This window comes from Streptomyces sp. NPDC041068 (assembly GCF_040647455.1).
GTDB lineage: Bacteria > Actinomycetota > Actinomycetes > Streptomycetales > Streptomycetaceae > Streptomyces.
In genome coordinates, this window is sequence record NZ_JBEZCG010000016.1 from 86358 (window position 1) to 111402 (window position 25045).

Below are 25045 nucleotides of genomic sequence, written 5' to 3' on the forward strand. Positions count from 1 at the left end.
TGCGTGTGTTGGGTGCGGGGGCGTCGTGGTTGCTCGCGCAGTTCCCCGCGCCCCTTGCGGGCACAGATCCGCGCACCTGTCGGCGCGGTCAGCGCAAGGTCGCTCCGCCGTCCACGTACAGCTCCTGCAGGGTGATGTGCCGGGCGCGGTCCGAGGCCAGGAAGAGCACCGCGTCGGCGATGTCCTGCGGGCTCGCGATGCGGCCGAGGGGGATGCCCGTGCGGTACGTCTCCAGGTCGCCGGCGATGACGCTGTGCGGCACCTCCGTCCGCCCCTCGGGCCACAGGGCCCGCTGCATGGCGGTGTCGGTGGAGCCGGGTGCCACGACGTTGCAGCGCACACCGCTGCGGGCGATCTCCAGGCCGAGGCACTTGGTGAACATCGTGGCCGCGGCCTTCGAAGCGGCGTACGCGGCCATGCCGGTCCGCGGGATGCCCGCGGCGTTGGAGGCGACGGTGACGATGCAGCCGGAGCCGCGCGCGGTCATGTGGGAGGCGGCGGCGCGGGAGGCGTGGAAGACGCCGGTGGTGTTCACGGCGAAGGTGTCGGCCCAGTCGGCGTCGGTCAGTTCGGCCACGGGGGCGGAGCGGAGGATTCCCGCGACGTTCACGAGGATGTCGAGGGAGCCGTGGGCCTGGACGACGTCGTCGATCACGGCGGTGACCGCCGCGGAGTCCGTCACGTCCATGACGCGCGCCTTGATCGTGCCGGCCGTGCCGTGCGCGGCGGCGGCCACTTCGTCGATGCCGTGCGCATCGCGGTCGGTGGCGACCACGTGGGCGCCGAGGGCGGCGAGCGCGGTGGCGACCGCTGCTCCGATGCCCTGGCCCGCGCCGGTCACCAGAGCCGTACGCCCGGCGAACTCGCCCGGGGCGTGCGACTCGTTCGGTATGTGCTCTGGCATGGTGTGAGCGACCTCCCCCAACTTTTTAGGTAAGCCTAACCTAACGTATAACCGCTCCCCAGGGGCCGTCTGCCCCTGGGAATGGTTAGGCTAGCCTCACCTTACGCACATGCCGAGGGTGGCGATCATCACCTTCGCCCCCGAACGGGGGGACTCGGCGGGGGAGTTGTCCGGCCGGGCCCGGTCCCTCCCTGCTCTGGACGCCGTGGGCGGGGTGTGTGTTACCTTGCGAGCAGTACGTGTGTACGTCCTGTCGGGACGCCCGTGCTGCGTTTGCCTCCCGATCTCTCCGGTGTTCCCGGTGTCTCCGGGAGCTGCTTCTCCCGGCCTCGCCGGGATCCGTTCAGGCCCTTCGGCCTTCTTCTCGCTGCTCTCTCGGCAGCTTCTTCTCAGCCCGTCGTACGGGGCGTGGTCATCGCCGCTCCGCCGGGCCCGTCGTTCGCATGTCCGCGAAAGGACCCACTCCCATGACTGCCATCGCAACAGAATCAGCCACTCGTACGGAGCCCGGCGCCCGTACCGAATCGACCACCTCGATCACCGCAACCCCAACCGCATCCCCAACCACCGCCCTCTGCGCCGGAGTTCTCGACATCGCCCGCGACGGGCGCGGGTTCCTCCGGAGCGCCGCATGCCTGCCGGGCTCCGGTGACGCGCAGGTCCCCGCGCCGCTCATCCGTCAACTCGGCCTGCGGACCGGCGACTTCGTCGAAGGGGAGACCGCGGGGCGGGGTCGTGCCCTGTCCGCCGTCCACCGCGTCGGCGGGCGTGCGCCCGAAGCGCTGCGCGGGCGGCCGCGGTTCGGGGACCTCACCCCGCTGTACCCCGGGGAGAGGCTGCGCCTCGAAACCCCCGGCGGGCCCGCGGCCACGCGGCTCGTGGACCTCGTCACCCCCGTCGGCAAGGGGCAGCGCGGGCTCCTCGTCGCGCCGCCGAAGACCGGCAAGACCGTGCTGCTCCAGCAGATCGCCGCGGCCGTTGCCCAGAACCACCCCGAGTGCCATCTCATGGTGGTCCTCCTCGACGAACGGCCCGAGGAGGTCACCGACATGCGGCGCTCGGTCCGCGGCGAGGTGCTCTCCTCGACCTTCGACCGGCCCGCCAAGCAGCACATCGCCCTCGCCGAACTCGCCGTCGAGCGCGCCAAGCGCCTGGTCGAGCAGGGGCGCGACGTCGTCATGCTCTTCGACTCGCTGACTCGGCTGTGCCGCGCGTACAACAACGCGGCCTCCGGCAGCGGCCGCACGCTCAGCGGCGGCGTCGACGCGGCCTCGATCCAGGGCCCCAAGAAGCTCTTCGGCGCCGCGCGCCGCGCCGAGGAGGGTGGCTCCCTGACGATGCTCGCGACCGTGCTCGTGGAGACCGGATCGCGCGCCGACGACTACTACTTCGAGGAGCTCAAGAGCACCGGCAACATGGAGCTCAGGCTCGACGGAGGCCTCGCGGCCCGGCGCGTCTTCCCAGCCGTCGACATCACCCCGTCCGGCACGCGCCGCGAGGAACTCCTCGTACCCGCCGACGAGTTGAGCGCCATGCGCGGGCTGCGGCGCGCCCTGCAGGGCAGGGACGCGCAGAGCTCCCTGGAGACGCTGCTGGAACGGATCGGGAAGACCCCGGCCAACGCGGCGTTCCTGCGGCAGGTGCGCCAGACCGTGCCGGGGGCGGTCGCTACGGACGCGTGATGTGCACGCGGTAGTCGCCCTCGCCGGTCACACCGGCCACCGTCACGCGCACGCCCGTCTCGCGGTCGGTGAAGGTCTCGCCGATGCCGTAGGGCGCGTCGGAGAGCTCGGCGTGGACGTTGGCGCGGCGGGTGCAGCCACCGCTGTCGGGCGCGGCGTCGGAGACCGTGACCGGGCCGTGGCCCGTGTCGACGTCGGCGTCCACGCGGTAGACCAGGACGCCGGGCTTGCAGACCGCCTCGTCGTTGCCGCCACGGGTGCGGACCTCGACCGCGTACCCCGTCTTCTCGTCGAGCGGGGCGAAGGCCAGCTTCGTGCCGCCGGGGCCGGGCAGCGGGGAGAGCACGTGCTCGGTCGTGCCGGGGTTCGCGGCGCAGCTGATCTGGTCGTCGTCGAGCCAGCCCAGCTTCCACTTGTGCCAGGCGAGCAGGTCGTTGTTGGCGCCCCAGTCCTCGCTCATGATGTCCCAGTGGCCGACCGCGCCGCCGCCCTCCTGCGTGTAGAGGTCGGGCAGGCCGAAGACGTGGCCGTTCTCGTGGGGGAGCACGCGGTATCCGGTCTCGCGGTAGCTGCCCGAGCCGTCGTCCTGGCGGCTGTAGACGAACGACGCGTTGGAGACGGGGACGCCGTCGGCGACCGGCGCCTCGTGGTTGCCCGCGAAGGTCACCGACAGGACGGTGTCGAGCGCGGAGGGGCCCGCGTTCGGGGTGATCAGGACGTTCACGAGGTCGTACGCGCGAAAGTCCACGTCCGGGTCGGCGGCCGCCACGATGTCCTCGACCAGCTCCCGGTAGCCCGGGTCGAAGGGGGCGCCGCGCTCTATGCCGTACTGCGCGAACGGCTTGGGCATCCGCAGCCAGGTGGGGATCGGGGCTTCGGGGCGGTAGTCGAGGCGTCCGTAGGAACTGGTGCGGAACCAGTCCGAGGTCTGCGGGAAGAACTCCGCGAGGCGGTCCGTCGCGCTGCCCTGACCCGGGGCGTCGGAGAAGTCGACCATGAGGTTCAGGGCCCGGACGGTGCCGGTGGAGCGGGAGTAGCCGGGCGGTGTGGGCACGCCCTCCGACATCTGCACGCCCATCGCTCCGCTGATCATGCAGGGGCCGAGCGCGGTGCTGCGGGCGAGGGACACGGGGCCCGCCGTGCTCGGCGAGTCCTCCATCAGACGTCCGGTGCTCGCCGACGTGGTGACCGCGAGGGCGAGCGCGGTCACGGAGGCGAGGGCCACGCCGCGGCGGGAGGGGCGTATCCGTCGCCAGGTCGGCTGCTGCATGCGTGGGCCTTCCACTCCGCGGCAGCCGCCGGTCCTGGCTGCACCCTGTTCGATCACCCTGTGCCGGAGGGTGCGCGGGCGCTCGCTGGGTGCGACTGATCGAGGGTTTCTCCTCCATTCGTCTGTGACTCAGGTCACAGGAATTGACGCGGTGGCGGGAAATATCCGGGGACTGTCTCCCCGTTTAGACCTGTGTTCGCAAAAAACGGGGAGACAGTCCCCGCATCGCGGAGAGAGACTCTCCGCGTCGCCGAACACCAGAGCCAGTGACCCGAGAAAGACAGTGACCCTAGGAGTAGCCGTGGATGCCGCCACCGCCCCGCAGCGCCGAGTCCCCCGCCCGCGGGCCGACGCCCTGCGCAACCGGGAGCGGATCGTCGTCGCCGCACGCGAGATGTTCGTCGAGTACGGGGCCGACGTACCCCTCGACGAGATCGCGCGCCGCGCGGGCGTCGGCAACGCCACGGTCTACCGGCACTTTGCCGACCGCGAGGAGCTGGCGCGCCAGGTCGTCCTGTCGGTGACGGACCGCCTCGTGGCCCACGTCGATCAGGCCCACGCCGCGGTCGACGCCGGTGAGGACGCGTTCGGGGCGCTGCGCACCTTCGTGCACGCCGCGGCCGACGAGCGGATCGGCGCCCTGTGCCCGGTGCTCTCCGCCGGCTTCGACCCGCACCACCCCGATCTGCTCGACGCCCGCGAGCGCCTGGAGGGGTCCGTCGAGGACCTCATGGAGCGCGTCCGCGAGGCCGGGCAGCTGCGCACCGACATCGCCGTCGGTGACCTGATGGTGGCCATCTCCCAGCTGGGCCGGCCGCTGCCGGGCACGGCCTGCCCGGACATGGACCGCTTCGTCCACCGTCATCTGCAGCTGTTCCTGGACGGCCTGATGGCACCCGCCCGCTCGGAGCTTCCGGGGGCGGCGGCGACCTTGGAGGCGCTCCGGCAGCACTGAGCCCTCCGTAGACCCAGCTTTTTCGCACCATTTTTCGCACTCTGTACCGCTAGGTGGCTACCCCCATGTCTGAAACAGCCCTCAAGCCCGACTCAGGGCCCGACTCCAACCGCTGGAAAGCGCTCGTCTTCATCGCGCTCGCGCAGCTGATGGTCGTCCTCGACGCGACCATCGTGAACATCGCGCTGCCCTCCGCCCAGCAGGACCTCGGCATATCCGACGGCAACCGCCAGTGGGTCATCACGGCCTACGCGCTCGCCTTCGGTGGCCTGCTGCTCTTCGGTGGCCGCATCGCCGACCTGTGGGGTCGCAAGCGCACCTTCGTGACCGGCCTGATCGGCTTCGCCGCGGCCTCCGCGCTCGGTGGCGCCGCGACCGGCGAGGCCATGATGCTGGGCGCCCGCGCCCTGCAGGGTGTGTTCGGCGCGCTGCTCGCGCCCGCCGCCCTCTCGCTGCTCGCGGTGATGTTCACCGACGCCAAGGAGCGCGCCAAGGCCTTCGGCATCTACGGCGCGATCGCCGGTGGCGGTGGCGCCGTCGGCCTGATCCTCGGCGGCTTCCTCACCGAGTACCTGAACTGGCGCTGGACCTTCTTCGTGAACATCCCGTTCGCGGCGGTCGCCGCCCTGGGCGCGTACTTCGTCATCCGTGAGCCGGCCGGCGGCCGCAACCGCTCGCCGCTCGACATCCCCGGCGTGGTCCTCTCCACCCTCGGTCTGGTCGCGCTGGTCTACGGCTTCACGCGCGCCGAGTCGGCGGGCTGGTCGGACAGCGTGACGATCACGATGTTCGTCGCGTCCGTCGTGCTGCTCGCCGCGTTCGTCCTCACCGAGGCCAAGGTCAAGTCGCCGCTGCTCCCGCTGCGCGTCCTGACCGAGCGCAACCGCGGCGGCGTCTACCTGTCGCTCGGCCTCGCGGTCATCGCGATGTTCGGCCTGTTCCTGTTCCTCACGTACTACCTGCAGATCGTGAAGGGCTACTCGCCGGTCAAGACCGGCTTCGCGTTCCTGCCGATGATCGTCGGCATGATCACGGGCTCCACGCAGATCGGCGCCCGCCTGATGACCCGCGTCCCGCCGCGCCTGCTGATGGCCCCCGGCTTCCTGCTCGCCGCCCTCGGCATGCTGCTCCTGACGCAGCTGGAGATCGGCACCTCGTACGCCGGACTGATCCTGCCCGCGCAGTTGATGCTGGGTCTGGGCATGGGCACGGCGTTCATGCCCGCCATGTCCCTCGCCACGCACGGCGTCGAGGCCCGTGACGCGGGTGTCGCCTCCGCGATGGTCAACACCTCGCAGCAGGTCGGCGGCGCCATCGGCACCGCCCTCCTGAACACGATCGCGGCCTCGGCGACCACCGCGTACCTCACCGACCACGCGTCGCTGGGCGCCACCGACCCGAAGCTCCTCCAGGCGCAGGCCATGGTCGAGGGCTACACCAGTGCCATCTGGTGGGCGGTCGGCATCCTGGTGGTCTCCGCGCTGATCGCGGCGACGTTCGTCACCACCGGCGCCCAGGGCGGCACGTCCGCCTCCGCCGGGTCGGCGGACGGCGCCGAGGACGAGGTCAAGGTCCCGGTGATGGCCCACTGACCCCCTAGGGGGTACCTAGCGGAGCCAGGGGAGGTCCGCCCCGGCCTCCTTGGGCTGAAGTCCCTCGGCGACGATCGTCATGATCTCGCCGAGGGACTTCTGCTGTTCCGGGGTGAGCCGGTCGAACAGGGCCTGGCGTACGGCGGTGACGTGGCCGGGCGCGGTCCTGCTCAGCACCTCGAACCCCTCGTCCGTGAGGATCGCCAGCTGCCCGCGCTTGTCGGACGGACAGTCCTCGCGCCGCACCCAGCCGTTCTTCTCCAGGCGCGCGATCGCATGCGAGAGACGGGACCGAGTGATCTTCATCTTCTTGGCCAGTTCGGTCATCCGCAGCCGCCGGCGGGGGGCGTCGGACAACTGGACCAATAGGCCGTAGTACATGTGCGGCATGCCCGCGTCGCGCTGCAGCTGGCGGTCGAGGAAGTCGTCGAGGAGCGTGGTCGCCTGGAGGTAGGCGCGCCAAACGCGCTGCTCCTCGCCGTCCAGCCAGCGCGGCTCCGTGGCCGGGGGAGGGGTCGGTGCCATATCCATGTACTCCACTGTACGAGGCCCTTCCTTGAACTTTGAACAAACCACGCGTACGGTCGGACCGTAGAGCTTGAGACTTCAAGTATCCAGTGCTTCGTAGGGCGAACTTCACCTACGAGATGTCGGACGTCCCCCGGAGGTGCGCCGTGACCCGCATGCCCGCCCTGTATCTCAGCCACGGCGCCCCGCCGCTCGCCGACGACCCGCTCTGGCCCGGCGAGCTCGCCGCCTGGTCCGCGGAGCTGCCCCGCCCCAGGGCGATCCTCATGGTCTCCGCCCACTGGGAGGAGGCCCCGCTCGCGCTCGGCGCCACCGAGACGCTGCCGCTCGTGTACGACTTCTGGGGCTTCCCCGAGCGCTACTACCAGGTGACGTACGCCGCGCCGGGCGCACCCGAACTCGCCGCGTCCGTGCGCAAGTTGCTGCAGGCCCCCGGCACGCCCGTGCAGGACGTGCCGGACCGCGGGCTCGACCACGGCGCGTACGTCCCGCTGGTGGAGATGTATCCCGACGCGGACGTCCCCGTCCTCCAGATCTCCCTGCCGACCCTCGACCCGCGCCGCCTCATGGACATCGGCCGCAAGCTGGCGCCGCTGCGCGACGAGGGCGTGCTGATCGTCGGCAGCGGCTTCTTCACGCACAACCTGGCCGCGCTGCGGCAGAGCGGCATCCCTTCCTGGTCCGCGGAGTTCGACGCGTGGGGTCACGAGGCGCTGGAGCGGGGCGACGTGGACGCGTTGCTGGACTTCACGCACAAGTCCCCGGCGGGCCACCTGGCCCATCCGCGCACGGAGCACTTCGCCCCGCTGTTCGTGACGCTGGGCGCGGCGGACGCGACGGGGGACCTGGCCGGTCAGAGGAGCGTGATCGAGGGCTTCTGGATGGGGCTGGCGAAGAGGTCGGTGCAGTTCGGAGCCCCGTAAGGGGCGCGGGGAACTGCGCGACCAGCCGCATCGGACCCGCAGACGAGAACCCGGCAGCGAGGGGCTCAGCTCAACGGCTCGCTGAGCTCAATGCCACGCAGGGCCGCAGCCAGGGCCTTCTCGTCGCCGACGTCCAGCGCGGTATCCGCCAGTTTGATCACATGCTCGTCACCATGCGCGAGCGCCCGCTCGAAGACCTCCTCCGCGCTGAACGTGCCCGGCGCTTCATATGCGACGGGCTCGTCCGGCGCGTACATCGCGGTGACGGCGGCGGACGCCGTCCAGGCCGCCCGCAGACTCGGCACCCACAAGGCACGCGGCAGCGCGGGCAACGTGCGCAGCACGGCGTTGGGCGCGGTCGCCGCGTGCACCAGCATCGTCTCGTCGCCGTGGCCATGGGTGACGTACCGATGGGTGGCCGCCCGCACCAGCTCGGTCAGTCTGCGCCGGGCCTCCTCCGGGGCGCCCACCGAGGCGGCCCACACCGGCAGTTCACCGACGCGGCCCAGGCGGGCGGGGAAGTTGCCGTCCGCCCGGTCCGCGATGGGCGGCACGGCGTCCAGCGCGTCGGCCGCGGCATCGGCGCCCGGCACCGGGGCGATGCCGGTGACGGTGTGGTGGCGCGCGGCCCAGTAGCCGAGGCCGTGCGCGAGCTCGGCGAGGCGGGGCTCCGTCGCGCCACCCTCCTCCAGGGTGCGCACGGCGTGGCCCACGCGGATCACCGGGTGCGTCGAGCCGCCGTACATCCCGGGCAGCAGCCGCGGCCACCACTCGGCGAGCACGTCGCGCCAGGGGTGCGTCCCGTCGGCGGACTCGGCGACGCGGCGTACGAAGTAGTCGATCCAGTCCGCGGCCCGGCGCGGGTCGCCCAGCGCGTCACGCCGGTCGGCATCGCCGATCGGGGCGACCCTGGCGGGGAACTCCTCCAGCTTGGGGGCGTAAAGATCGAGCCACCGGTGGACGGCCCCTGCCTGCCCGTGCGCGGCGAGCGCCTCGACGGCCATCGGGGCGTGGTTGGTCAGCCGCCCGAGCCGCTCGGGCCCGCAGGAGTGCAACCGCTGCAGGGCTTCGTCGAGGGTGCCTGTGGTGTCGGTCATGCGGGGACGGTAGGCGGCGGGTGTGCCCGTCCGTAACGGGCTGGGGCCCTAGGTCCGAGGCCCCAGCGGCAGCTCGTACCAGGCGACGTCCCAGTACCGCCCGAACTTCCTGCCCACTTCCGCGTACGTCCCCGCGTGCCGGAACCCGAAGCGCTCGTGGAGGCGGACCGAGGCCTCGTTGGGCTGGGTGACGCCCGCGTACGCGCGGTGCAGGTCCTCGTCCCGCAGGGCCTCGAAGAGCGCCTTGTAGAGCAGTGTGCCGATGCCGCGCCCCGCGGCGTCCGGCGCGCAGTAGACGCTGACCTCCACCGAGGTGGAGTAGGCGGGCTTGATGCGGAAAGGGCTACTGGTGGCGTACCCGAGGAGGCGACCGGAATCCCGCTCCTTGCACTCCTGAGCAACCAACAGGCGGTGCGGGCCGTCTTTGGGGTGGGAGAGCAGCCAAGGGCGGCGCTCTTCCGGCAGGAGGACGGCGGTGTCGAAGGTGACGGCCGTCTCACGTACGTAGTGGTTGTAGATGGCCGTGAGGGCGTCGAGATCGGCCTCGACTCCCGGTCTGACCTGCACCTCTGTCGGTTCCGACGACATCCGGCCTCCCCATGTGGCGGCACAGGGTACTGCACCGCCAGAAAAAAAGATGGGCGGCTTGGGAATTCTGTCCGGATTCCAGTCGTTGTTTCCATCGGATGCAGGGCACCCGAGGGTGTGCCATCCACCACAGAGGTCCCAGTAGCGGACCGACCAGGACCTTCCCCGAGGGCGGCGAACAAGCCGTCCCAGGGGAGACCCCAAACCGCAAGGGAGCACGCATGGCAACCCGTGCCGTCGCCCGTCGTAAGTCCGCCTCCGGCGAGACCGACGCGGCACGCAGTGTTCGCGCCGTAGGCGGGGAGATCGCCGACCGCGACCTGGTCGGCATGTACCTCGACGAGATCGCGCGTACGCCGCTGCTCGACGCCGCCAAGGAAGTGGAGCTGTCCCAGATCATCGAGGCGGGCGTGTATGCCCAGAAGATCCTCGACGGCGAGGTCGAGGACAGCAAGGTCACCGCGGACCGCGAGGAGCTCGAAGCCCTCGTCGCCGACGGCGAGCGGGCCAAGGACGTCTTCATCCGCTCGAACCTCCGCCTCGTCGTCGCGGTCGCCCGCCGCTATCCGCGCAGCGGTCTGCCCCTGCTCGACCTGATCCAGGAGGGCAACGCCGGCCTGGTCCGCGCGGTCGAGAAGTTCGACTACGCCAAGGGCTTCAAGTTCTCCACGTACGCCACGTGGTGGATCCGCCAGGCCATCACCCGCTCCATAGCCGACCAGTCCCGCACCATCCGTCTGCCCGTCCACCTGGTGGAGGAGCTGGGCCGGATCCGCCGCGTGCAGCGCGAGTTCAACCGCGAGCACGGCCGCGATCCCGAGCCCGCGGAGATCGCCGCGGAGCTGGCGTCGACGCCCGAGCGTGTCACGGACGTCCTGGACTGGGCGCGCGACCCGGTCTCGCTGAACATGGGCGTGGACGACGACGGCGACACGCAGTTCGGTGACCTCCTGGAGGACACCTCCGCGGTCTCGCCCGAGCAGTCCGTCCTTTCGCTGCTGCGCAGCGAGGAGCTGGACGGCCTGATCGGCCGCCTCGACCAGCGCACGGCGTCCATCATCAAGATGCGGTACGGCATCGAGGACGGCCGCGAGCGGACGCTGACGGAGGTCGGCAAGGAGCATGGTCTGACGCGTGAGCGAATCCGGCAGATCGAGAAGCATGCGCTTCTGGAGCTGAAGAAGCTGGCGCGGGACACGGGCTTCGACGCGGCGGCCTAGGCGGCCCGCCTCGAGCGGTTTCCCTTAGCTGGACCCCGGTGCCATCCCCCCCGGCACCGGGGTCCTTTTTCGCGCTTCGCGCGTGGGTTCGTCAGGCGGCCGCCTGCGTCAGCCTGCCGCCCGCGTCAGGCGGCCGCCCATCTCCCTGAGGCACGCCACCAGTTCCTGGGGCGCGTGGGCCGTGAAGTCGCAGTCCGTCACCGCCAGGCGGACCGCCAGCCATTCGACGGAGTCCGACACCGTGCCCCGCAGGCGGCAGGTGCGGTCGTCCAGGGGTTCCACCGTGCCGAGCCCCGAAGGCAGCCGTGCGGTGACGAACTCCGCGGGGGCGGCGAAGGTGACGTCCAGGTCGTACGACGGCTGGCGTCCCCGCCACATCGACGCGCGGATGAACTCCGCCGCGTCCCCCGTCGGCAGCTCCCGCGGCACGAAGCGCGCGCCCGTCGCGAACGGCTCGGCCACCCGGTCGACCCGGAAGGTCCGCCAGTCCTCGCGGTCGATGTCGTACGCCACGAGGTACCAGCGCCGCCCCGTCGAGACAAGGCGGTACGGCTCGGTCAGGCGGCGCGACTCCGTGCCGTCGCCCGCGCGGTAGGCGAAGCGGAGGCGTTCGTGGCCCGCCGCGGCCGAGGCCATCACCGTCAGCGTCTCCGGGGCGATGCTGGCCCCGTCCCCGCTGGTCAGCGGCGTCGTCGCGATCTGCAGGGCGGAGACACGGTGGCGAAGCCGCGCGGGCAGCACCTGCTCCAGCTTGGCGAGCGCCCGCACCGAGGCCTCCTCGACGCCCTCCACCGCGTGCCCCGCGCCCGCCCGCAGGCCGACCGCGATGGCCACCGCCTCCTCGTCGTCAAGGACCAGCGGCGGCATGGCCTTGCCCGCGACGAGCCGGTAGCCGCCGGCCGCGCCCTGGCTGGCCCGCACGGGATAGCCGAGGTCCCGCAGCCGGTCGATGTCGCGCCGCACGGTCCGCCTGCTCACCCCGAGCCGCTCGGCGAGCTCGCCGCCGGGCCACTCGCGGGGCGTCTGAAGCAGCGAGAGCAACTGAAAGAGCCGCGCCGGAGTGTCGCTCCCGCCCCCCGCCATCCGATCCACGGTCACCCTCTCCACGTCGTCCTCCTTGTGTCGTCCGCCACTGTCTTCAGGGTGCCGGACAACTAGGTCATGATCTGACCTATATGGTTCCTAGCCTTGGGGCATGACTTCACCGAGCACCACTCCTCCGTCAGCAGGGCCGGAGGCCGCCCGTACCGATCGGCGACGCTGGTTCGCCCTGGCCATCGTGATGACCGCCGCCTTCATGGACCTGGTCGACGTCACGATCGTCAATATCGCCATCCCGTCCATCCAGCGGGACGCAGGCGCCACGTTCAGCCAGATCCAGTGGATCACCGCGGGCTACACCCTCGCCTTCGCCGCGGGCCTCATCACCGGCGGGCGGCTCGGTGACATCCACGGCCGCAAGAAGATCTTCCTCATAGGGATCACCGGCTTCACCGTCGCCTCGGCGCTCTGCGGCTTCGCGGCGAACCCGGAGATGCTGGTCGCCTCGCGCATCCTGCAGGGCGGCATGGCCGCGCTGATGGTGCCGCAGGTCCTCTCGATCGTGCACGCGACCTTCCCCGCCCACGAGCGCGGCAAGGTCTTCGGGCTCTTCGGCATGGTCGTCGGCCTCGGCGCGGTCTCCGGACCGCTCCTCGGCGCGCTGCTCACCCAGTGGAACCTCTTCGGCCTGGAGTGGCGCCCGATCTTCCTCATCAACCTGCCGGTCGGCATCGCGGGCCTGCTCCTCGGCCGGAAGTTCATCACCGAGTCCAAGGCCCCGCAGGCCCTCAAGCTCGACCTCGTCGGCGTCGTGCTCGTCACGCTGGGTCTGCTCATGCTGCTCTACCCGCTCACCCGCGGACGGGAGCTGGGCTGGCCCGTGTGGGGGTACGTCATGATGGCCGGCGCCCTCGTCGTCTTCGGTGCCCTCATCGCGTACGAGAAGTGGAAGGCCGCGAAGGACGGTTCGCCGCTCGTGGAGCTGTCGCTGTTCAAGGTGAAGAGCTTCGCGGCGGGCATCGCGGTGCAGACCGTGTTCGGCGTCACGATGGGCATCTTCTTCCTGGTCTGGACGCTCTACATGCAGGAGGGCCTCGGCTGGAGCGCGCTGCGCGCCGGTCTCACCGGCGTGCCGTTCTCGATCGCCGTCTCGGCGGCGGCCGGCATCTCCGTGCAGCAGCTCGTGCCCCGCTTCGGCCGCAAGGTACTGCAGACCGGCGCCCTGATGATGGCCACGGGCGTCCTGATCTACCTCTGGGAAGCCGGCCGTTACGGCGCGGACATCGTCTCCTGGCAGATGGCGCTCCCGCTGGTCGTGATGGGCCTCGGCATGGGCCTGATCGTGGCCCCGCTGACCGACGCGGTCCTCTCCGGCGTCCCGCAGGAGCACGCGGGTTCGGCCTCCGGCCTCATCAACACCGTTCAGCAGATGGGCACCGCGCTCGGCCTCGGCCTGGTGTCGGTGGTCTTCTTCGGGGTGATGGACGAGCGGGTCACGCCGGACCGCATCCCCGCGGAGTTCGTGCACGGCTTCCAGAACTCGCTGTGGTGCGTGGCGGGCGTGCTCGCGTTCATCTTCCTGGTGATGTTCGCGCTTCCGGCGAAGCCGAGGCAGCACATCGAGGGCGGAGCGGGCGAGGAAGCCGCTCCGGCAGATGAACTGCCGGAGCGGGAACCCGCGTTGACTGGCTGAGCAGCCGTGAGCAAGGCAGTTCCCCGCGCCCTATGAGGGGCGCGGGGAACCGCGCGACCAGCCACCACGAACCCGCAGCCGAACATCCGCCCCGGTGGAGCGCTAAAGCTCGGCCTGCGCCGCTGCCGAGTCCAAGGACTCCAGCACCGCCTTCGGGCTGCCCCCCTTGGCCACCGCCTCGCCGATCCGGCCCCGCACCGCCGCCCTGACCTCGGGCCACGAGCCGAGGTTCGTCGGCTGGAACTGGGCCAGCGGCATCTGGTCGATGAAGTCCCACATCGGCCGCTGCTTCGGGTCCTTGCGCAAGGCGTCGGACGCCGAGCTCGTCACCGGCAGCGCCGACTGACTGCCGCCGTACGCGAGGGCGGACCTACGCCCGTACACGTAGCTCAAGAACGTCCCGCACTGCTCGCGCCGACCGTTCTGCTTGAACGCCATCAGCCAGTCGTTGAGACCCACCGGGGGCGCCGCGCCGCCGAGCTTCTTGGGGAACGGGGCGTGCGCGTAAGGGAACTTGGCCTTGTCCGCGGCGCCCATCAGGACCGGATGCGCGATCATCATGCCGATCCTGCCGCGCAGGAACTGGGCGTACGCGTCCGTCCTCGTCAGCGACCTGGGGTCCGCGCCCGCGAGCCCGGGCTTCACCAGGTTGTCCCGCAGCCAGGTCAGGGTGTCGATGTTGCTGGGGTTCGCGAAGTCGTAGCCGGTGAGCCCCGCGTAGCCGCCGCCGTCCGCGAGCAGCCAGGCCAGCGCCTCGTCCTCGGCGGCCTCCGGGCCGAGCTGCAGGCCGTAGGGCGTGGGCACGCCGATCGCCTTCAACGCCTCGGCCGCGTCACGCAGTTCGGCCCAGGAGCGGGGCGGCTTGATGCGGGCCTGCTTGAAGAGCGCCTTGTTGTAGAAGAGCCGCGGGGTGCTGGCCAGGAAGGGCAGGCCGTACTGGACGCGGTTGACCATGCCCGCCTCCGCGTACGAGCGGATGAAGTCGCCCTCGGTGCGGACGTCGAAGAGGTCGGACGCGCCGTAGAGCTTGCCGTCCTCGGCGTAGGGGGCGAAGAAGTTGGACTGGGCGATGTCGGGGGCGTCGCCGTCCTTCACGCGCTGGGCGAGGGTCTGGTCGAGCTTGGCGAACGGGATGCGTTCGAGGGCGACCTCGATGCCCGGGTGGGCCTTCTCGAAGGTGGAGATGAGGCTGCCCCACTGGTCGCCGATCGAGGAGCCCACGCTCTCGTCGTAGCTGGCGACGACGAGTCTGAGCGGGGTGTCGGTCTCCGCCGAGCAGGCGCTGAGGCCCGCGGTGCCGAGGGCGGTGGCGCCGGCGAGGCCGGTGGTGTGGAGAAGGAACTGCCGACGACGCACTGCTGTCTGCCACCTCTTGCTCGCGTGCACCTCTACGTACGTACCGGGCTGCGGTTACGTACCGATCTGCGGTGGCAGATTCTGCCATAGAGGCAGTACGTGCCTTCGAGGGGGCTGGCATAACCTGCCTGCCATGCCCGCAAGTTCGCAGCCGTCACTCACCGAGCGCCGCAAGGCCGAGACCCGCCTCCACATCGCCCGCACGGCGGCGTCGCTCTTCGCCGCGGACGGGCTGCGGGCCACCCGCGCCGAGGACATCGCCAGGGCCGCGGGCGTCGCGCCGCGCACCTTTTACCGCTACTTCGCGACCAAGGAGGAGGCGGTGGCCCCGCTCTTCGCCGCGGGCGCGCAGCAGTGGGCGGAGGCGGTGCGCGCCGCACCGAAGGGGCTTGCGGTGCCGGACGCGCTGCGGTACGCGGTGACGCGCGCCCTCGCCGCCGAGGGCGCGGAGGGCGCGGAGAGTGCGGAGGTGGTGGAGTCCCTGGAGTCCCTGGAGTGGGTGCGCTCGCTGCTGCGGCTGTCGGGGGGGAGCCCGGCGCTGCGCGCGGTGTGGGCGGCCACGTGTCACGCCTCGGAGGAGACGCTCCTCGCGGTGCTCGTGGAGCGGACGTCCGCCGCGGATCCCTCGCCGGAGCTGCGCCTTGCCGCGGGGGTGGCCAGTGCGGCGGTGCGGGTGGCCGTCGAGTCGTGGGCGGCGGGCGACGCCCCAGCCGCGGGCGCCGGGGGTCCGGCCGCGCTCGCCGCGCGCTGCCTCGGGGCGCTGGACGAGTTTCCCTGGCCGTAGGCCTGCGCGCCTCCAGGATCAGCCGCAGGCCCTCGCGCCCGCGGGACCAAGGGGGGCACCCCCCAGGGACTGAAGTCCGTTTGTGTCCGGTCCGCGCCCGAACCTGTTTACTTTGCGGAAATCCAACCGTACTCTCCGAGTGAAACCACAAGCTCGGACATCCGGCGGAGGCGAACGGACATGTACGCACCGGAGCGGCAGCAGGAGATCCTGCGTCTCGCACGCGACGGCGGACGGGTCGACGTGTTGTCGCTCGCCGAGGAGTTCCAGGTCACCGCCGAGACCATCCGCCGCGACCTGAAGGCGCTCGACCGCGCGGGCCTCGTACGCCGCGTGCACGGCGGTGCCATACCGGCGGGGCGCCTCGACTTCGAGCCGGACCTCGCGGAGCGCGAGGGCACCGCCGCCGACGAGAAGGACCGCATCGCCCGCGCCGCCCTCGCCGAACTGCCCGCCGAGGGCAGCGTCATCCTGGACGCGGGGTCGACCGTCGCGCGGCTCGCCGTGGCGCTTCCGCTGGAGTCGGCGCTCACCGTCGTCACGCACGGCCTGCCCACCGCCGCCCGCCTCGCCGACCATCCCGGCATCCAGCTCCACCTCATCGGCGGCCGCGTCCGGCAGCGCACGCGCGCGGCCGTCGACGCCTGGGCCCTGCGGGCGTACGGAGAGATCCGCGCCGACGTCCTCTTCCTCGCCGCCAACGGCTTCTCCGCCGAGGCCGGGCTGACCACCCCCGACCTCGCCGAGGCCGCCGTGAAGCGCGCGGCCGTCGCCGCCGCCCGCCGCGTCGTCCTGCTCGCGGACTCCGCCAAGCACGGTCAGGAGCACTTCGCCCGCTTCGGCGACCTCGCCGACGTGGACCTGCTGATCACCGACACCGGCCTCGACCCCGACGACGCCGCGGCCATCGAGGCCGCCGGCACGGAAGTAGTCCGCGTATGAGCAAGGAAGCGGTACGCGCATGACCAGGGCCCGCATGGGCAAGGCCCGCATGACCAGGGCCCGCATGAGCAAGGCCCGCATGACCAGGGCCCGCATGAGCAAGGAAGCAGTCGGAGTACGCGCATGATCCTCACCGTCACCCCGAACCCCTCCCTCGACCGCACCTACGAGGTCCCCTCGCTCGACCGAGGCGAGGTCGTCCGCGCCACCGGCGACCGCATGGACCCGGGCGGCAAGGGCGTCAACGTCTCGCGGGCCGTCGCGGCGGCGGGCGTGCGGACGGTCGCCGTGCTGCCGCTCGGCGGGGCGCCCGGCGCGCTGGTCGCCCAACTCCTCGACGAGCAGGGCATCGAGGTGGCCCCGGTGCCGGTGGCCGGGCAGACCCGTTCCAACATCGCGGTCGCGGAGCCGGACGGCACGCTCACGAAGATCAACGCCGCCGGTCCCGAACTGACGCAGGCGGAACAGGAGTTGCTTCTGTCCACCGTCGGCGAGCGCTCCGCGGGGGCCGACTGGATCGCCTGCTGCGGCAGCCTCCCGCGCGGCCTGAAGCCCTCCTGGTACGCCGAGTTGGTGGCCCGCGCCCACGCCGCGGGTGCCCGGATCGCGCTCGACACCTCCGGGCCCGCGCTGCTCGCCGCGCTCGCCGAACGTCCTGACGTCGTCAAGCCGAACGCCGAGGAGCTCGCCGAAGCCGTCGGCCGTCCCCTCACCACGGTCGGCGACGCGGTCGAGGCGGCGGAGGAGCTGCGGGAGTCCGGCGCCCGCGCCGTGCTCGCGAGCCTCGGCGCGGACGGTCAGCTCCTGGTCGACGCCTCGGGCGCGCACTTCGCGAGCGCCCCCGTCGATGTCGTACGCAGCAACGTCGGCGCCGGCGACTCCTCCCTGGCCGGTTTCCTGATCGCGGGCGGCGCGGGGCCGCGCGCGCTGGCCTCGGCCGTGGCGCACGGCGCGGCCGCCGTCCAACTGCCGGGCAGCGTCATGCCGTCGCCCGCCGACCTCGCGCCCGACGCGGTCACCGTGACGGCCGAGGTCCCGCTGGACCGCGTACTCCTGGACCGCGTACTCCTGGACCGCGTCCCCACGGAGCCCGCCGCATGAAGCCTCCTGCCACCGTCCCCACCCCACCTCTCGCCCGCCGGGCGATACGCGTGCGAAGGAGCCCGCGATGACCGACATGATCACCGCGGACCTGGTCGACCTCGAACTCGACCTGTCCGCCGAAACCAAGGAAGCCGCGGCCCGCGCGCTCGCCGAGCGGATGGTGGCCCTCGGGCGCGTGACCGATCTGGAGGGGTTCCTCGCCGACGTCGCGGCCCGCGAGGCGCAGATGCCGACGGGCCTGGACGGCGGCATCGGCATCCCCCACTGCCGCAGCGCGCACGTCACCGAGCCCACCCTGGCCTTCGGCCGCTCGGCGCGGGGCATCGACTTCGGGGCGCCGGACGGCCCGGCGGACCTGATCTTCCTGATCGCGGCGCCCGCGGGTGCGGACGACGCCCACCTGACGATCCTTTCGTCGCTGGCACGGCAGTTGATGGATGAGGGGTTCACGGGGGCGCTGCGGGGTGCCGCTGACGCGGAGACGGCGGCGTCCTTGATCCGGGGGAACGGGCGGCCGGGTGGGAAAGAATCCGGGCGGAGCGCGGCAGAACAGCCCACGGACCCGCAGCCGGAGAACGGCCCGGCCCCGGAGAACGGCCCGGCCTCGGAGAACGGCCCGGCCTCGGAGAACGGCCCGGCCTCGGAGAACGGCCCGGCCCCGGCGGAGCCGTTCCGCATCGTGGCCGTCACTTCCTGCCCCACCGGCATCGCCCACACCTACATGGCCGCCGAGTCCCTGGAAAATGCCGCCCGCGAGGCAGACGTAGAGCTCGTGGTCGAAACGCAGGGCTCCGCCGGTTTCACCCGCCTCGACCCCGCGGTCATCACGTCCGCGGACGCGGTGATCTTCGCCCATGACGTCCCCGTAAGAGACAAGAACCGCTTCGCGGGCAAGCCCACCGTCGACGTAGGGGTGAAGACCGGCATCAACCGCCCCGCCGAACTCATCGCGGAGGCGAAGGAGAAGGCGGCCCGTGGCGAGACCACCGCCCCTTCCACCGGCCCCACGCCGGTGGAAGGCACCGGCGACGAGGGCGACGGCTACGCCACGAGGCTCCGCAAGTGGCTGATGTCCGGCGTCAGTTACATGGTCCCCTTCGTCGCCGCGGGCGGCCTGCTCATCGCCCTCGGCTTCGCCATCGGTGGCTGGAAGATCGACAAGGCGCCGTCCGTCGCCGAGCACTTCATCTGGACGGACCACACCAGCTGGGCCGCGCTCCTCTTCCAGATCGGCGGGCTCGCCTTCGCCTTCCTGGTTCCGGTCCTCGCGGGCTACATCGCGTACGGAATGGCCGACAGGCCGGGCCTCGTACCGGGATTCGTCGGCGGTTCGGTCGCCGTCACCATCAACGCGGGCTTCCTCGGCGGCCTCGCCGCCGGTCTGATCGCGGGCGCCGTGGTCATGGGCATCCAGCGGGTCCGCATCCCGGCCGTGCTGCGCGGCATCATGCCGGTCGTGGTGATCCCGCTGATCTCGTCGGCGGTGGTCGGCTTCCTGATGTTCCTGGTGGTCGGCAAGCCGATCGCCTCGCTGCAGAGCGCGCTGACCGACTGGCTGGAGGGCCTCTCCGGGGCCAACGCGATCATCCTCGGCGTGATCCTCGGCCTGATGATGTGCTTCGACCTCGGCGGCCCGCTGAACAAGGTCGCGTACGCCTTCGCGGTCGGCGGTCTCGCCCACCCGACGGACGGCAGCCTCAAGGTCATGGCCGCGGTGATGGCGGCAGGCATGGTCCCGCCGCTGGCCATGGCGCTCGCCACGACCGTCCGGGGCCGTCTCTTCACCAGGACCGAGCGTGAGAACGGCAAGGCGGCCTGGTTCCTCGGCGCCTCCTTCATCACTGAGGGCGCGATCCCGTTCGCCGCGGCCGACCCGCTGCGTGTGATCCCCGCCTCGATGGCGGGCGGCGCGGTCACCGGTGCCCTCTCGATGGCCTTCGGCTGCACCCTGCGCGCTCCGCACGGCGGTGTCTTCGTGGTCCCGCTGATCGGCCGGCCGCTGCTCTACCTGGTCGCCGTCGCCGCCGGTGTCTGTGTCTCGACGGTCGTGGTCGTCCTGCTCAAGAGCGCGCGGAAGCAGGTGCCCTCGGGGGCGCACGACGCCGAGGCCGCGACGGCGGAGGGCGAGCATGTCCCGGTGACCGTCTGAGACCACTGCCCTGCCGGGGGTGTGCGACTTGCGTCACTTCGGGACCTAAGTCCCATAACCCCCCTGTCGGAAGTCCCGCCCGCTGTTGTCTACTGGGCCGCATGCTCCAGGATGTCTCGATCGTTCAGCAGATAGGCGTAGCCGTGCTCGCCGTGGCGACCGTCGTCTGGGCCGTCGGCCTGGTGCGGGTGATGCGCAAGGACCGCTACGACGTGGAGGTGTGGCGCCGCTCCCAGGCGCTCCGGTCCCTGCCGAGCCAGCAGGGCCCGCCGCGCGCGGAGACCGTGGAGCTGACGGCGGACGAGCGCGCGGCCTTCGCCGGTCTGGTACGGCAGTTCGGCGAAGGCCGCTCCTAGCAGCCGCTCCCGGCCGCCCCCTTGGGTCGCTCTCAGGCTTGGGCTTCGCGCCCCGCCGTCCTGGCCCTGCGCTGCATCGCGGCGCGGGCCTCGTCCTCGGTGGCGTACACCTCGCACATGTGACGCCCGTCGGGCGTGAGGGTGTGCTCGACCTCCCACAGGCTGATCTCGCCGCCGTCGAAGAGCAGGAACGCGTGCTCGTAGAGCGAGAAGCACAGGCGCACTTCGCCGGTCAGCAGGGAACGGCCGAAGGCCTGCGTGATCTGGTGCGCGAACGCCGAGCGCAGCAGGCGCGTGACGTCCTCGCCGGGGTGGTCGCCGTCGGGGTTCTCCGCGCGGCGCAGCAGGCGGCGCGCGTGGTCCGCGGAGTCGTCGGGGACGTACGCATGGCGGGGTTCGGCGTCGGGCGGCAGCTGGAGCGCGACGTGCCGGCCGCACAGCGGTGGATCGGGCGGCAGCGGCAGGCGCGAGGTGGCGACGCCCGCCTCCTCCTCGTCGGCGTAGACCTCGTACGTCGGGGAGCTGCCCGGCGCGGTGTTGTGGACGAGCTCCCAGAGCGTGAGCACCGTGGCGTCGGCGAGCAGCCAGGTGTGTCTGTACGTCTCGCGGTGCAGGCCCGAGCTGTGGTGCGCGGAGTGCAGGGAACTGTCGTGGGCCAGGGCGGAGTCGAGGCGGGCCAGGACCTCGTCCGGCAGGTCGAAGGAGTTCAGGGCGCGGCCCAGAAGTCGCTCGAGATGCTCCTCCGGAGAGTGTGGCTCGGGCGACTCGGGTGGCTCGTACGCCGTTTCGTACGGAACGCTCAAGGCTTCTCCCGGCGTTGCTGCATGTCACCTGGTGAGTGCATACCGTAGCCCCTGGGTCGGACATCATGCCCGGGAACGGGAAAACGCGCGAGCCACGTGGGAAGTTCCCACGTGGCTCGCTCAGTTGGGGCTGCCGATCGGCCCGGTGAGGGGGCGCGTGAGCTCGGCGAGGGGGCGCGTCAGCTCGCGCTGCCCGCCGTCCACTCGCTCCAGGACATGTTCCAGCCGTTGAGGCCGTTGTCCGGGGCGATGGTCTTGTCGGGGGAGCCCTTGACCGTCACGATGTCGCCGATCAGGGAGTTGCTGAAGAACCACGCGCCCGGCGTGTTCGGGTCGCCCGCGCCCTGCGCGTCCTGCAGGCCGACGCAGCCGTGGCTGGTGTTGCCGCTGCCGAACGGCGCGCCCCAGTAGTTGCCGTGGATGAACGTGCCGGAGGTGGACAGGCGCATCGCGTGCGGGACGTCCTTGATGTCGTACTCGCCGCCGAAGCCGACCGTCGAGCCGTTCATGCGCGTCTGCGTGAACTTCTCGGAGATCACCATCTTGCCGTTGTACGTCGGGTTCGACGGGCTGCCCGCCGAGATCGGGATGGTCTTGATGACCTTGCCGTCGCGCTCGACCGTCATCTGGTGGGACTTGGCGTCGACGGTGGAGACCTGGGCGCGGCCGATGGTGAAGGTGACCGTCTTGTTCTGCACGCCGGTGGCGCCGTTCGCGCCCTTCACTCCGTCCAGGGCGATCTTCATCGTGACCTTGGAACCGGCCTTCCAGTACTCCTCGGGCCGGAAGTCCAGGCGCTGGTTGCCGAACCAGTGGCCGACGACCTTCTGGCCGCTGCTGGACGTGACCGTGATGGCCGACTGGACGTCCTTCTTCTCCGTGATCGCCTTGTCGAAGTTGAAGGAGACGGGCATGCCGACGCCGACCGTGGTGCCGTCGTCGGGGGTGTAGGTGCCGATGAAGCTGTTGGCGGAGGAGACCGTGGTGAACGTCGCGTTCTCGGTCGCCGCGTTGCCCTCGCCGTCCTTGGCGTTGGCGGTCACCTTGTACTTGGTGCCGCGCTCCAGCTGGCCCTTGGGCTTCCAGGAGGCGCCGTCGCCGGAGATGGTGCCCTCGACCGCGGCGCCGGACGTCACGGACGTCATCTTCACGCTCGTCAGCTTGCCGCCCTTGACCTTGACGCCGGTGGCGTTGATCGAGGCGTCGGTGGCGCCGTCCTTGGAGGAGATGGTGATGTCGGCGCCCTTGGCCGCCGAGTTGCCGCCCTTCTTGTCGTCCTTGGCGTCCGCGTCTCCGCCGCAGGCCGAGAGGGTCAGCGCACCCACGGCGGCGAGCGCGGTGGCGGCCAGCAGGGCACGGCGCCGGGGGTTGACTATGACCGACCTTGTCACGGGCTGCTCCAAGTACGTGTTCTGATCCAGTACGGGTAAAGAGCGCCGTGCGGGGCGGAGAGGTTCCCTCCGGTTGGTGTGAGTACGGGCACATTGCGGAGGCGCGCGAGTACCCAACGCGTCGGGCATGGAAGGTATTTGCCCCATTTATCGCTGTTTACGCTGGTGCTGGTGCTGGTGCTGGTGCTGGTGCTGGTGCTGGTGCTGGTGCTACTTCACGTGGAGATCGGGGTTCCCGTAGAGATCGAGGTACGAGGGGAAGGTCCCACCCGGCGTCTCCACGGAGTCCGCCGCGAGCAGTGCCCGCACGATCGCCTCCGTCACCAGGTCCGCGCCCGCCGCGAGGATCTCGTTCAGGGCAAGGGGGTTGGCGGCGTCCAGGGCGTGCTCGCCGGTGGCCAGGGCGAAGACGGCGTCCCCGTCGTTGAGGAGGTGGACGGGCCGCACGGCGCGCGCCATGCCGTCGTGCGACGTGCCGGCCAGCTTCTGCGCCTGGGCCTTGGTGAGCTCGGCATCGGTGGCGACCACGGCGAGCGTGGTGTTCAGCGGCGGCGCGTTCCGCCCGTTCTTGGCGGCGGCCTCCGCGAGGCGCCGCTTCGCCTCCTCGTGGGCCTCGGGCGAGGGGTAATCGGCCTTCCGCCCCTCGTAGTACCGCCCGTAGAGCGCGCCCGTCTGCGGATCGAACCCCGAGCCCGCGGCGTTCGCCACGACGAGGGCGGCGACCGTGATCCCCGATGCGAGGCGGACGCTCGCGCTGCCGACGCCGCCCTTGACCCCGCCGACCACCGCGCCCGCGCCCGCGCCGACGTTGCCCTCCACGACGGGGGCGAACGGCTCGGTGCGCGCGGCGTCCTCGACGGCGGCGCGGCCGGTCGCCGCGTCGGGCCTCGCCTTGAAGTCGCCGCCCCGTCCCAGGTCGAAGACGCAGGCGGCCGGGACGACCGGGACGACGTGCGAGGGGTCGGGGCCGACGGGCACGCCCCGCCCCTGCTCCTCCAGCCACGCCACCACCCCGGACGCGGAGTCCAGGCCGTACGCGCTGCCGCCGGTGAGGACGACGGCCTCGACGCGCTGCACCAGGTTGCGCGGATCGAGCGCGTCCGTCTCGCGGGTGCCGGGGCCGCCGCCGCGCACGTCCACGGCGGCGACGGCCCCGCCCTCGGGCGCCAACACGACCGTGGTCCCGGTGAGTTGTCCGTCGCCGATCCTGGTGGAGTGCCCGACACGCAGACCCGCGACGTCGGTCAGGGAGTCAGTAGTCATACGTGGGGTCATACGTGGAGTCATACGTCGATGCGTACCACGCACGCCTGTTCCGGACGCCGGTCCCCGCGCGTGGCGCGCGTCACCCCGCAGGGGCACCCGCTCCGTCGTCCCGCCGTGCCATGCGCGCCGTGAGCGTCACCCCCGTGGCGACCGTCGCCGTCGTCACCAGGCCCGCCACGAGCACCGCCCAGCGCCCCGCGAACGTACTCGCGAGCACCGCCAACGCGCTGACCGGCAGCACCAGTTGCTGCGCGAGCCCCACCTTGTAGTAGCGGGAGTGCAGCGCCCACACCGTGATCAGATAGAGCGCGGTCGGCACGGTCACCGCGGCGGACGCGGCCCACGTCGAGATGTGCGCCTTGCCGACGGCCTGCTCGACCGCCACCTCGATCCCGGCGCCGATCGCCGCGGCGGAGCCGAGGATCACGTAGTGGCCGTAACCCCACAGGAACGCCTGCCGGTTGCTCCTCAGCCGTCCGTGGATCGGCACGACGAAGTAGATCCACCACGCGGCGAAGACGATGAGCAGGCCGCCCGCGGCGATCGGCAGCAGTTCGTCCAGCGCGTCGTTCTCCTCGATGCCCGACTTCACCGCGACGGTCGCCGCGGCGATGGTCTCGCCGAGCACGATGATCGTGAACAGGCCGTACCGCTCGGAGATGTGGTGCGGGTGCCAGGCCGTGGTGTACGCCCGCTCCGCGATCACCGGCACGCTCATCTCGGCGACGGCCATGACGAGGAACAGCCAGGACCGCGCGCCCTCCGGCAGGAACAGCAGGCCCGACCAGCCGATCTGGCAGATGACCACGCCGATCGCGTACCGCAGGGCCGTCGCGCGCTCGGCGCCCGTCGCCGCTCTGGCGACGCGCAGCCATTGGGAGGAGAGCGCGATGCGCATGATCAGGTAGCCGAGCCAGATGAGGAGGAAGTCGTGGTCCTCGAAGGCCTTGGAGACTCCGGCGGCGAAGACGAGGACGCCGGCGATCTGGATCAGCGTGACCACGCGGTACAGCGCGTCGTCGTTGTCGTACGCCGAGGAGAACCAGGAGAAGTTGACCCAGGCCCAGAACAGCGCGAAGAAGAGCATCGCGTAGTTGAGGATGCCCTCGGCCGTGTGGCCCTCGGCGACGGCGTGCACCAGCTCGGCACCGGCCTGGGCGACCGCCACGACGAAGCAGAGGTCGAAGAAGAGCTCGAGCGGTGTCGCCGCGCGGTGCCCCTCGTCCCGGTCCCTGGCCAGGAGCGGTCGGAGGGGTTGGGCGAAGAGTGGGGGCGATGTGGCAGGTGTGGCGGATGCGGCTGGTGTGCCTTGTGCGCCTGGTGGTGTTGATGGGCTCCCAGGTGTGGGGGAGGCGGGAGAGGTCGTCATGCCTCCCAGAACAGCAGAAGGAGTACGCCGAA

General features: G+C 71.4%; 23 protein-coding genes. 12 read left to right on the forward strand and 11 right to left on the reverse strand.

The annotated features are described in order from the left end of the window. Positions 1-88: 88 nt before the first annotated feature. A complete protein-coding gene (locus AB0B50_RS32520) occupies positions 89-904 on the reverse strand; it encodes a 2,3-dihydro-2,3-dihydroxybenzoate dehydrogenase (protein ID WP_362339393.1) in 816 nt (271 codons plus the stop codon). 467 nt (positions 905-1371) lie between these two features. Here AB0B50_RS32520 and rho point away from each other — a divergent pair, with 467 nt between their 5' ends. Then, the gene (gene rho / locus AB0B50_RS32525) at positions 1372-2586 is read left to right on the forward strand and encodes a transcription termination factor Rho (RefSeq protein ID WP_362339394.1); all 1215 of its coding nucleotides are present in this window, start codon (positions 1372-1374) and stop codon (positions 2584-2586) included. On the opposite strand, the gene AB0B50_RS32530 is transcribed toward rho, so the two are convergent. Then, positions 2573-3856, reverse strand: coding sequence for a M6 family metalloprotease domain-containing protein (locus AB0B50_RS32530; RefSeq protein ID WP_362339395.1), 1284 nt, complete (start codon positions 3854-3856; stop codon positions 2573-2575). The two genes, rho and AB0B50_RS32530, sit on opposite strands and share 14 nt — an antisense overlap. A gap of 301 nt (positions 3857-4157) precedes the next feature. On the opposite strand from AB0B50_RS32530, the gene AB0B50_RS32535 reads away from it, so the two are divergent. Further along, positions 4158-4811 carry a helix-turn-helix domain-containing protein gene (locus AB0B50_RS32535; RefSeq protein WP_362339396.1) on the forward strand — a complete coding sequence of 218 codons (654 nt, stop codon included), beginning with the start codon at positions 4158-4160 and terminating at the stop codon, positions 4809-4811. Positions 4812-4876: 65 nt separating this feature from the next. After that, positions 4877-6403, forward strand: coding sequence for an MFS transporter (locus AB0B50_RS32540; RefSeq protein ID WP_362339397.1), 1527 nt, complete (start codon positions 4877-4879; stop codon positions 6401-6403). A 15-nt stretch (positions 6404-6418) separates the two neighbouring features. Here the strand turns inward: AB0B50_RS32540 and AB0B50_RS32545 are convergent, their stop codons facing one another. Beyond that, a complete protein-coding gene (locus tag AB0B50_RS32545) occupies positions 6419-6934 on the reverse strand; it encodes a MarR family transcriptional regulator (RefSeq protein WP_362339398.1) in 516 nt (171 codons plus the stop codon). A 152-nt stretch (positions 6935-7086) separates the two neighbouring features. Between AB0B50_RS32545 and AB0B50_RS32550 the strand changes: the two genes are divergently transcribed. After that, positions 7087-7854, forward strand: a complete 768-nt coding sequence (locus AB0B50_RS32550) for a class III extradiol ring-cleavage dioxygenase (RefSeq protein ID WP_362339536.1) — start codon at positions 7087-7089, stop codon at positions 7852-7854. A gap of 65 nt (positions 7855-7919) precedes the next feature. On the opposite strand, the gene AB0B50_RS32555 is transcribed toward AB0B50_RS32550, so the two are convergent. Together AB0B50_RS32555 and AB0B50_RS32560 are read right to left on the reverse strand one after the other, a co-directional pair. Next, on the reverse strand, positions 7920-8951 hold the full coding sequence (locus AB0B50_RS32555) for a questin oxidase family protein (RefSeq protein ID WP_362339399.1): 1032 nt from the start codon (positions 8949-8951) through the stop codon (positions 7920-7922). A 48-nt stretch (positions 8952-8999) separates the two neighbouring features. Further along, positions 9000-9539 carry an N-acetyltransferase family protein gene (locus AB0B50_RS32560; RefSeq protein ID WP_362339400.1) on the reverse strand — a complete coding sequence of 180 codons (540 nt, stop codon included), beginning with the start codon at positions 9537-9539 and terminating at the stop codon, positions 9000-9002. A gap of 221 nt (positions 9540-9760) precedes the next feature. Here AB0B50_RS32560 and AB0B50_RS32565 point away from each other — a divergent pair, with 221 nt between their 5' ends. Beyond that, positions 9761-10759 (forward strand): sigma-70 family RNA polymerase sigma factor, encoded by a 999-nt coding sequence (locus AB0B50_RS32565; protein ID WP_362339401.1) that lies wholly within the window; start codon positions 9761-9763, stop codon positions 10757-10759. Positions 10760-10867: 108 nt separating this feature from the next. On the opposite strand, the gene AB0B50_RS32570 is transcribed toward AB0B50_RS32565, so the two are convergent. Further along, the gene (locus tag AB0B50_RS32570) at positions 10868-11842 is read right to left on the reverse strand and encodes a YafY family protein (RefSeq protein ID WP_362339537.1); all 975 of its coding nucleotides are present in this window, start codon (positions 11840-11842) and stop codon (positions 10868-10870) included. A 112-nt stretch (positions 11843-11954) separates the two neighbouring features. On the opposite strand from AB0B50_RS32570, the gene AB0B50_RS32575 reads away from it, so the two are divergent. Further along, positions 11955-13493: an MFS transporter gene (locus AB0B50_RS32575; protein WP_362339402.1), complete on the forward strand. Its 1539-nt coding sequence runs from the start codon at positions 11955-11957 to the stop codon at positions 13491-13493. A gap of 102 nt (positions 13494-13595) precedes the next feature. On the opposite strand, the gene AB0B50_RS32580 is transcribed toward AB0B50_RS32575, so the two are convergent. Next, positions 13596-14849: an extracellular solute-binding protein gene (locus AB0B50_RS32580; protein WP_362339403.1), complete on the reverse strand. Its 1254-nt coding sequence runs from the start codon at positions 14847-14849 to the stop codon at positions 13596-13598. 133 nt (positions 14850-14982) lie between these two features. Here AB0B50_RS32580 and AB0B50_RS32585 point away from each other — a divergent pair, with 133 nt between their 5' ends. The 6 genes from AB0B50_RS32585 to AB0B50_RS32610 all read left to right on the forward strand — a co-directional run bounded on the left by AB0B50_RS32585 (position 14983) and on the right by AB0B50_RS32610 (position 20184). Beyond that, positions 14983-15633 carry a TetR family transcriptional regulator gene (locus AB0B50_RS32585; protein WP_362339404.1) on the forward strand — a complete coding sequence of 217 codons (651 nt, stop codon included), beginning with the start codon at positions 14983-14985 and terminating at the stop codon, positions 15631-15633. A 180-nt stretch (positions 15634-15813) separates the two neighbouring features. Then, a complete protein-coding gene (locus tag AB0B50_RS32590) occupies positions 15814-16575 on the forward strand; it encodes a DeoR/GlpR family DNA-binding transcription regulator (RefSeq protein WP_362339405.1) in 762 nt (253 codons plus the stop codon). A 19-nt stretch (positions 16576-16594) separates the two neighbouring features. Beyond that, positions 16595-16702, forward strand: a complete 108-nt coding sequence (locus AB0B50_RS32595) for a hypothetical protein (protein WP_362339406.1) — start codon at positions 16595-16597, stop codon at positions 16700-16702. Further along, positions 16699-17676 carry a 1-phosphofructokinase gene (gene pfkB, locus AB0B50_RS32600; RefSeq protein WP_362339407.1) on the forward strand — a complete coding sequence of 326 codons (978 nt, stop codon included), beginning with the start codon at positions 16699-16701 and terminating at the stop codon, positions 17674-17676. The genes AB0B50_RS32595 and pfkB overlap by 4 nt, the downstream gene beginning before the upstream one ends. A 67-nt stretch (positions 17677-17743) precedes the next feature. Beyond that, a complete protein-coding gene (locus AB0B50_RS32605) occupies positions 17744-19828 on the forward strand; it encodes a fructose-specific PTS transporter subunit EIIC (RefSeq protein WP_362339408.1) in 2085 nt (694 codons plus the stop codon). A gap of 101 nt (positions 19829-19929) precedes the next feature. Then, entirely contained in the window at positions 19930-20184 is a 255-nt protein-coding gene (locus tag AB0B50_RS32610; RefSeq protein WP_362339409.1) for a hypothetical protein, read from the forward strand. A gap of 32 nt (positions 20185-20216) precedes the next feature. Here AB0B50_RS32610 and AB0B50_RS32615 read toward each other — a convergent pair whose 3' ends face one another. The 4 genes from AB0B50_RS32615 to AB0B50_RS32630 all read right to left on the reverse strand — a co-directional run bounded on the left by AB0B50_RS32615 (position 20217) and on the right by AB0B50_RS32630 (position 25013). After that, complete coding sequence (locus tag AB0B50_RS32615) at positions 20217-20987, reverse strand: DUF6227 family protein (RefSeq protein ID WP_362339410.1); 771 nt, start codon at positions 20985-20987, stop codon at positions 20217-20219. A 179-nt stretch (positions 20988-21166) separates the two neighbouring features. Continuing rightward, the gene (locus AB0B50_RS32620; protein ID WP_362339411.1) at positions 21167-22378 is read right to left on the reverse strand and encodes an Ig-like domain-containing protein; all 1212 of its coding nucleotides are present in this window, start codon (positions 22376-22378) and stop codon (positions 21167-21169) included. 210 nt (positions 22379-22588) lie between these two features. Next, positions 22589-23641: a P1 family peptidase gene (locus AB0B50_RS32625; protein WP_362339412.1), complete on the reverse strand. Its 1053-nt coding sequence runs from the start codon at positions 23639-23641 to the stop codon at positions 22589-22591. Between the two features lie 82 nt (positions 23642-23723). Beyond that, positions 23724-25013 (reverse strand): low temperature requirement protein A, encoded by a 1290-nt coding sequence (locus tag AB0B50_RS32630; RefSeq protein ID WP_362339413.1) that lies wholly within the window; start codon positions 25011-25013, stop codon positions 23724-23726. Positions 25014-25045: the final 32 nt, after the last annotated feature.

Bases quoted from the DNA above. Each gene is read 5' to 3' on its own strand.
- AB0B50_RS32520 (WP_362339393.1), bottom strand. From the start codon at position 904: ATGCCAGAGCACATACCGAACGAGTCGCACGCCCCGGGCGAGTTCGCC.
- rho (WP_362339394.1), top strand. From the start codon at position 1,372: ATGACTGCCATCGCAACAGAATCAGCCACTCGTACGGAGCCCGGCGCC.
- AB0B50_RS32530 (WP_362339395.1), bottom strand. From the start codon at position 3,856: ATGCAGCAGCCGACCTGGCGACGGATACGCCCCTCCCGCCGCGGCGTG.
- AB0B50_RS32540 (WP_362339397.1), top strand. From the start codon at position 4,877: ATGTCTGAAACAGCCCTCAAGCCCGACTCAGGGCCCGACTCCAACCGC.
- AB0B50_RS32545 (WP_362339398.1), bottom strand. From the start codon at position 6,934: ATGGATATGGCACCGACCCCTCCCCCGGCCACGGAGCCGCGCTGGCTG.
- AB0B50_RS32550 (WP_362339536.1), top strand. From the start codon at position 7,087: ATGCCCGCCCTGTATCTCAGCCACGGCGCCCCGCCGCTCGCCGACGAC.
- AB0B50_RS32555 (WP_362339399.1), bottom strand. From the start codon at position 8,951: ATGACCGACACCACAGGCACCCTCGACGAAGCCCTGCAGCGGTTGCAC.
- AB0B50_RS32560 (WP_362339400.1), bottom strand. From the start codon at position 9,539: ATGTCGTCGGAACCGACAGAGGTGCAGGTCAGACCGGGAGTCGAGGCC.
- AB0B50_RS32565 (WP_362339401.1), top strand. From the start codon at position 9,761: ATGGCAACCCGTGCCGTCGCCCGTCGTAAGTCCGCCTCCGGCGAGACC.
- AB0B50_RS32570 (WP_362339537.1), bottom strand. From the start codon at position 11,842: ATGGCGGGGGGCGGGAGCGACACTCCGGCGCGGCTCTTTCAGTTGCTC.
- AB0B50_RS32575 (WP_362339402.1), top strand. From the start codon at position 11,955: ATGACTTCACCGAGCACCACTCCTCCGTCAGCAGGGCCGGAGGCCGCC.
- AB0B50_RS32585 (WP_362339404.1), top strand. From the start codon at position 14,983: ATGCCCGCAAGTTCGCAGCCGTCACTCACCGAGCGCCGCAAGGCCGAG.
- AB0B50_RS32590 (WP_362339405.1), top strand. From the start codon at position 15,814: ATGTACGCACCGGAGCGGCAGCAGGAGATCCTGCGTCTCGCACGCGAC.
- AB0B50_RS32595 (WP_362339406.1), top strand. From the start codon at position 16,595: ATGACCAGGGCCCGCATGGGCAAGGCCCGCATGACCAGGGCCCGCATG.
- pfkB (WP_362339407.1), top strand. From the start codon at position 16,699: ATGATCCTCACCGTCACCCCGAACCCCTCCCTCGACCGCACCTACGAG.
- AB0B50_RS32605 (WP_362339408.1), top strand. From the start codon at position 17,744: ATGACCGACATGATCACCGCGGACCTGGTCGACCTCGAACTCGACCTG.
- AB0B50_RS32610 (WP_362339409.1), top strand. From the start codon at position 19,930: ATGCTCCAGGATGTCTCGATCGTTCAGCAGATAGGCGTAGCCGTGCTC.
- AB0B50_RS32625 (WP_362339412.1), bottom strand. From the start codon at position 23,641: ATGACTACTGACTCCCTGACCGACGTCGCGGGTCTGCGTGTCGGGCAC.
- AB0B50_RS32630 (WP_362339413.1), bottom strand. From the start codon at position 25,013: ATGACGACCTCTCCCGCCTCCCCCACACCTGGGAGCCCATCAACACCA.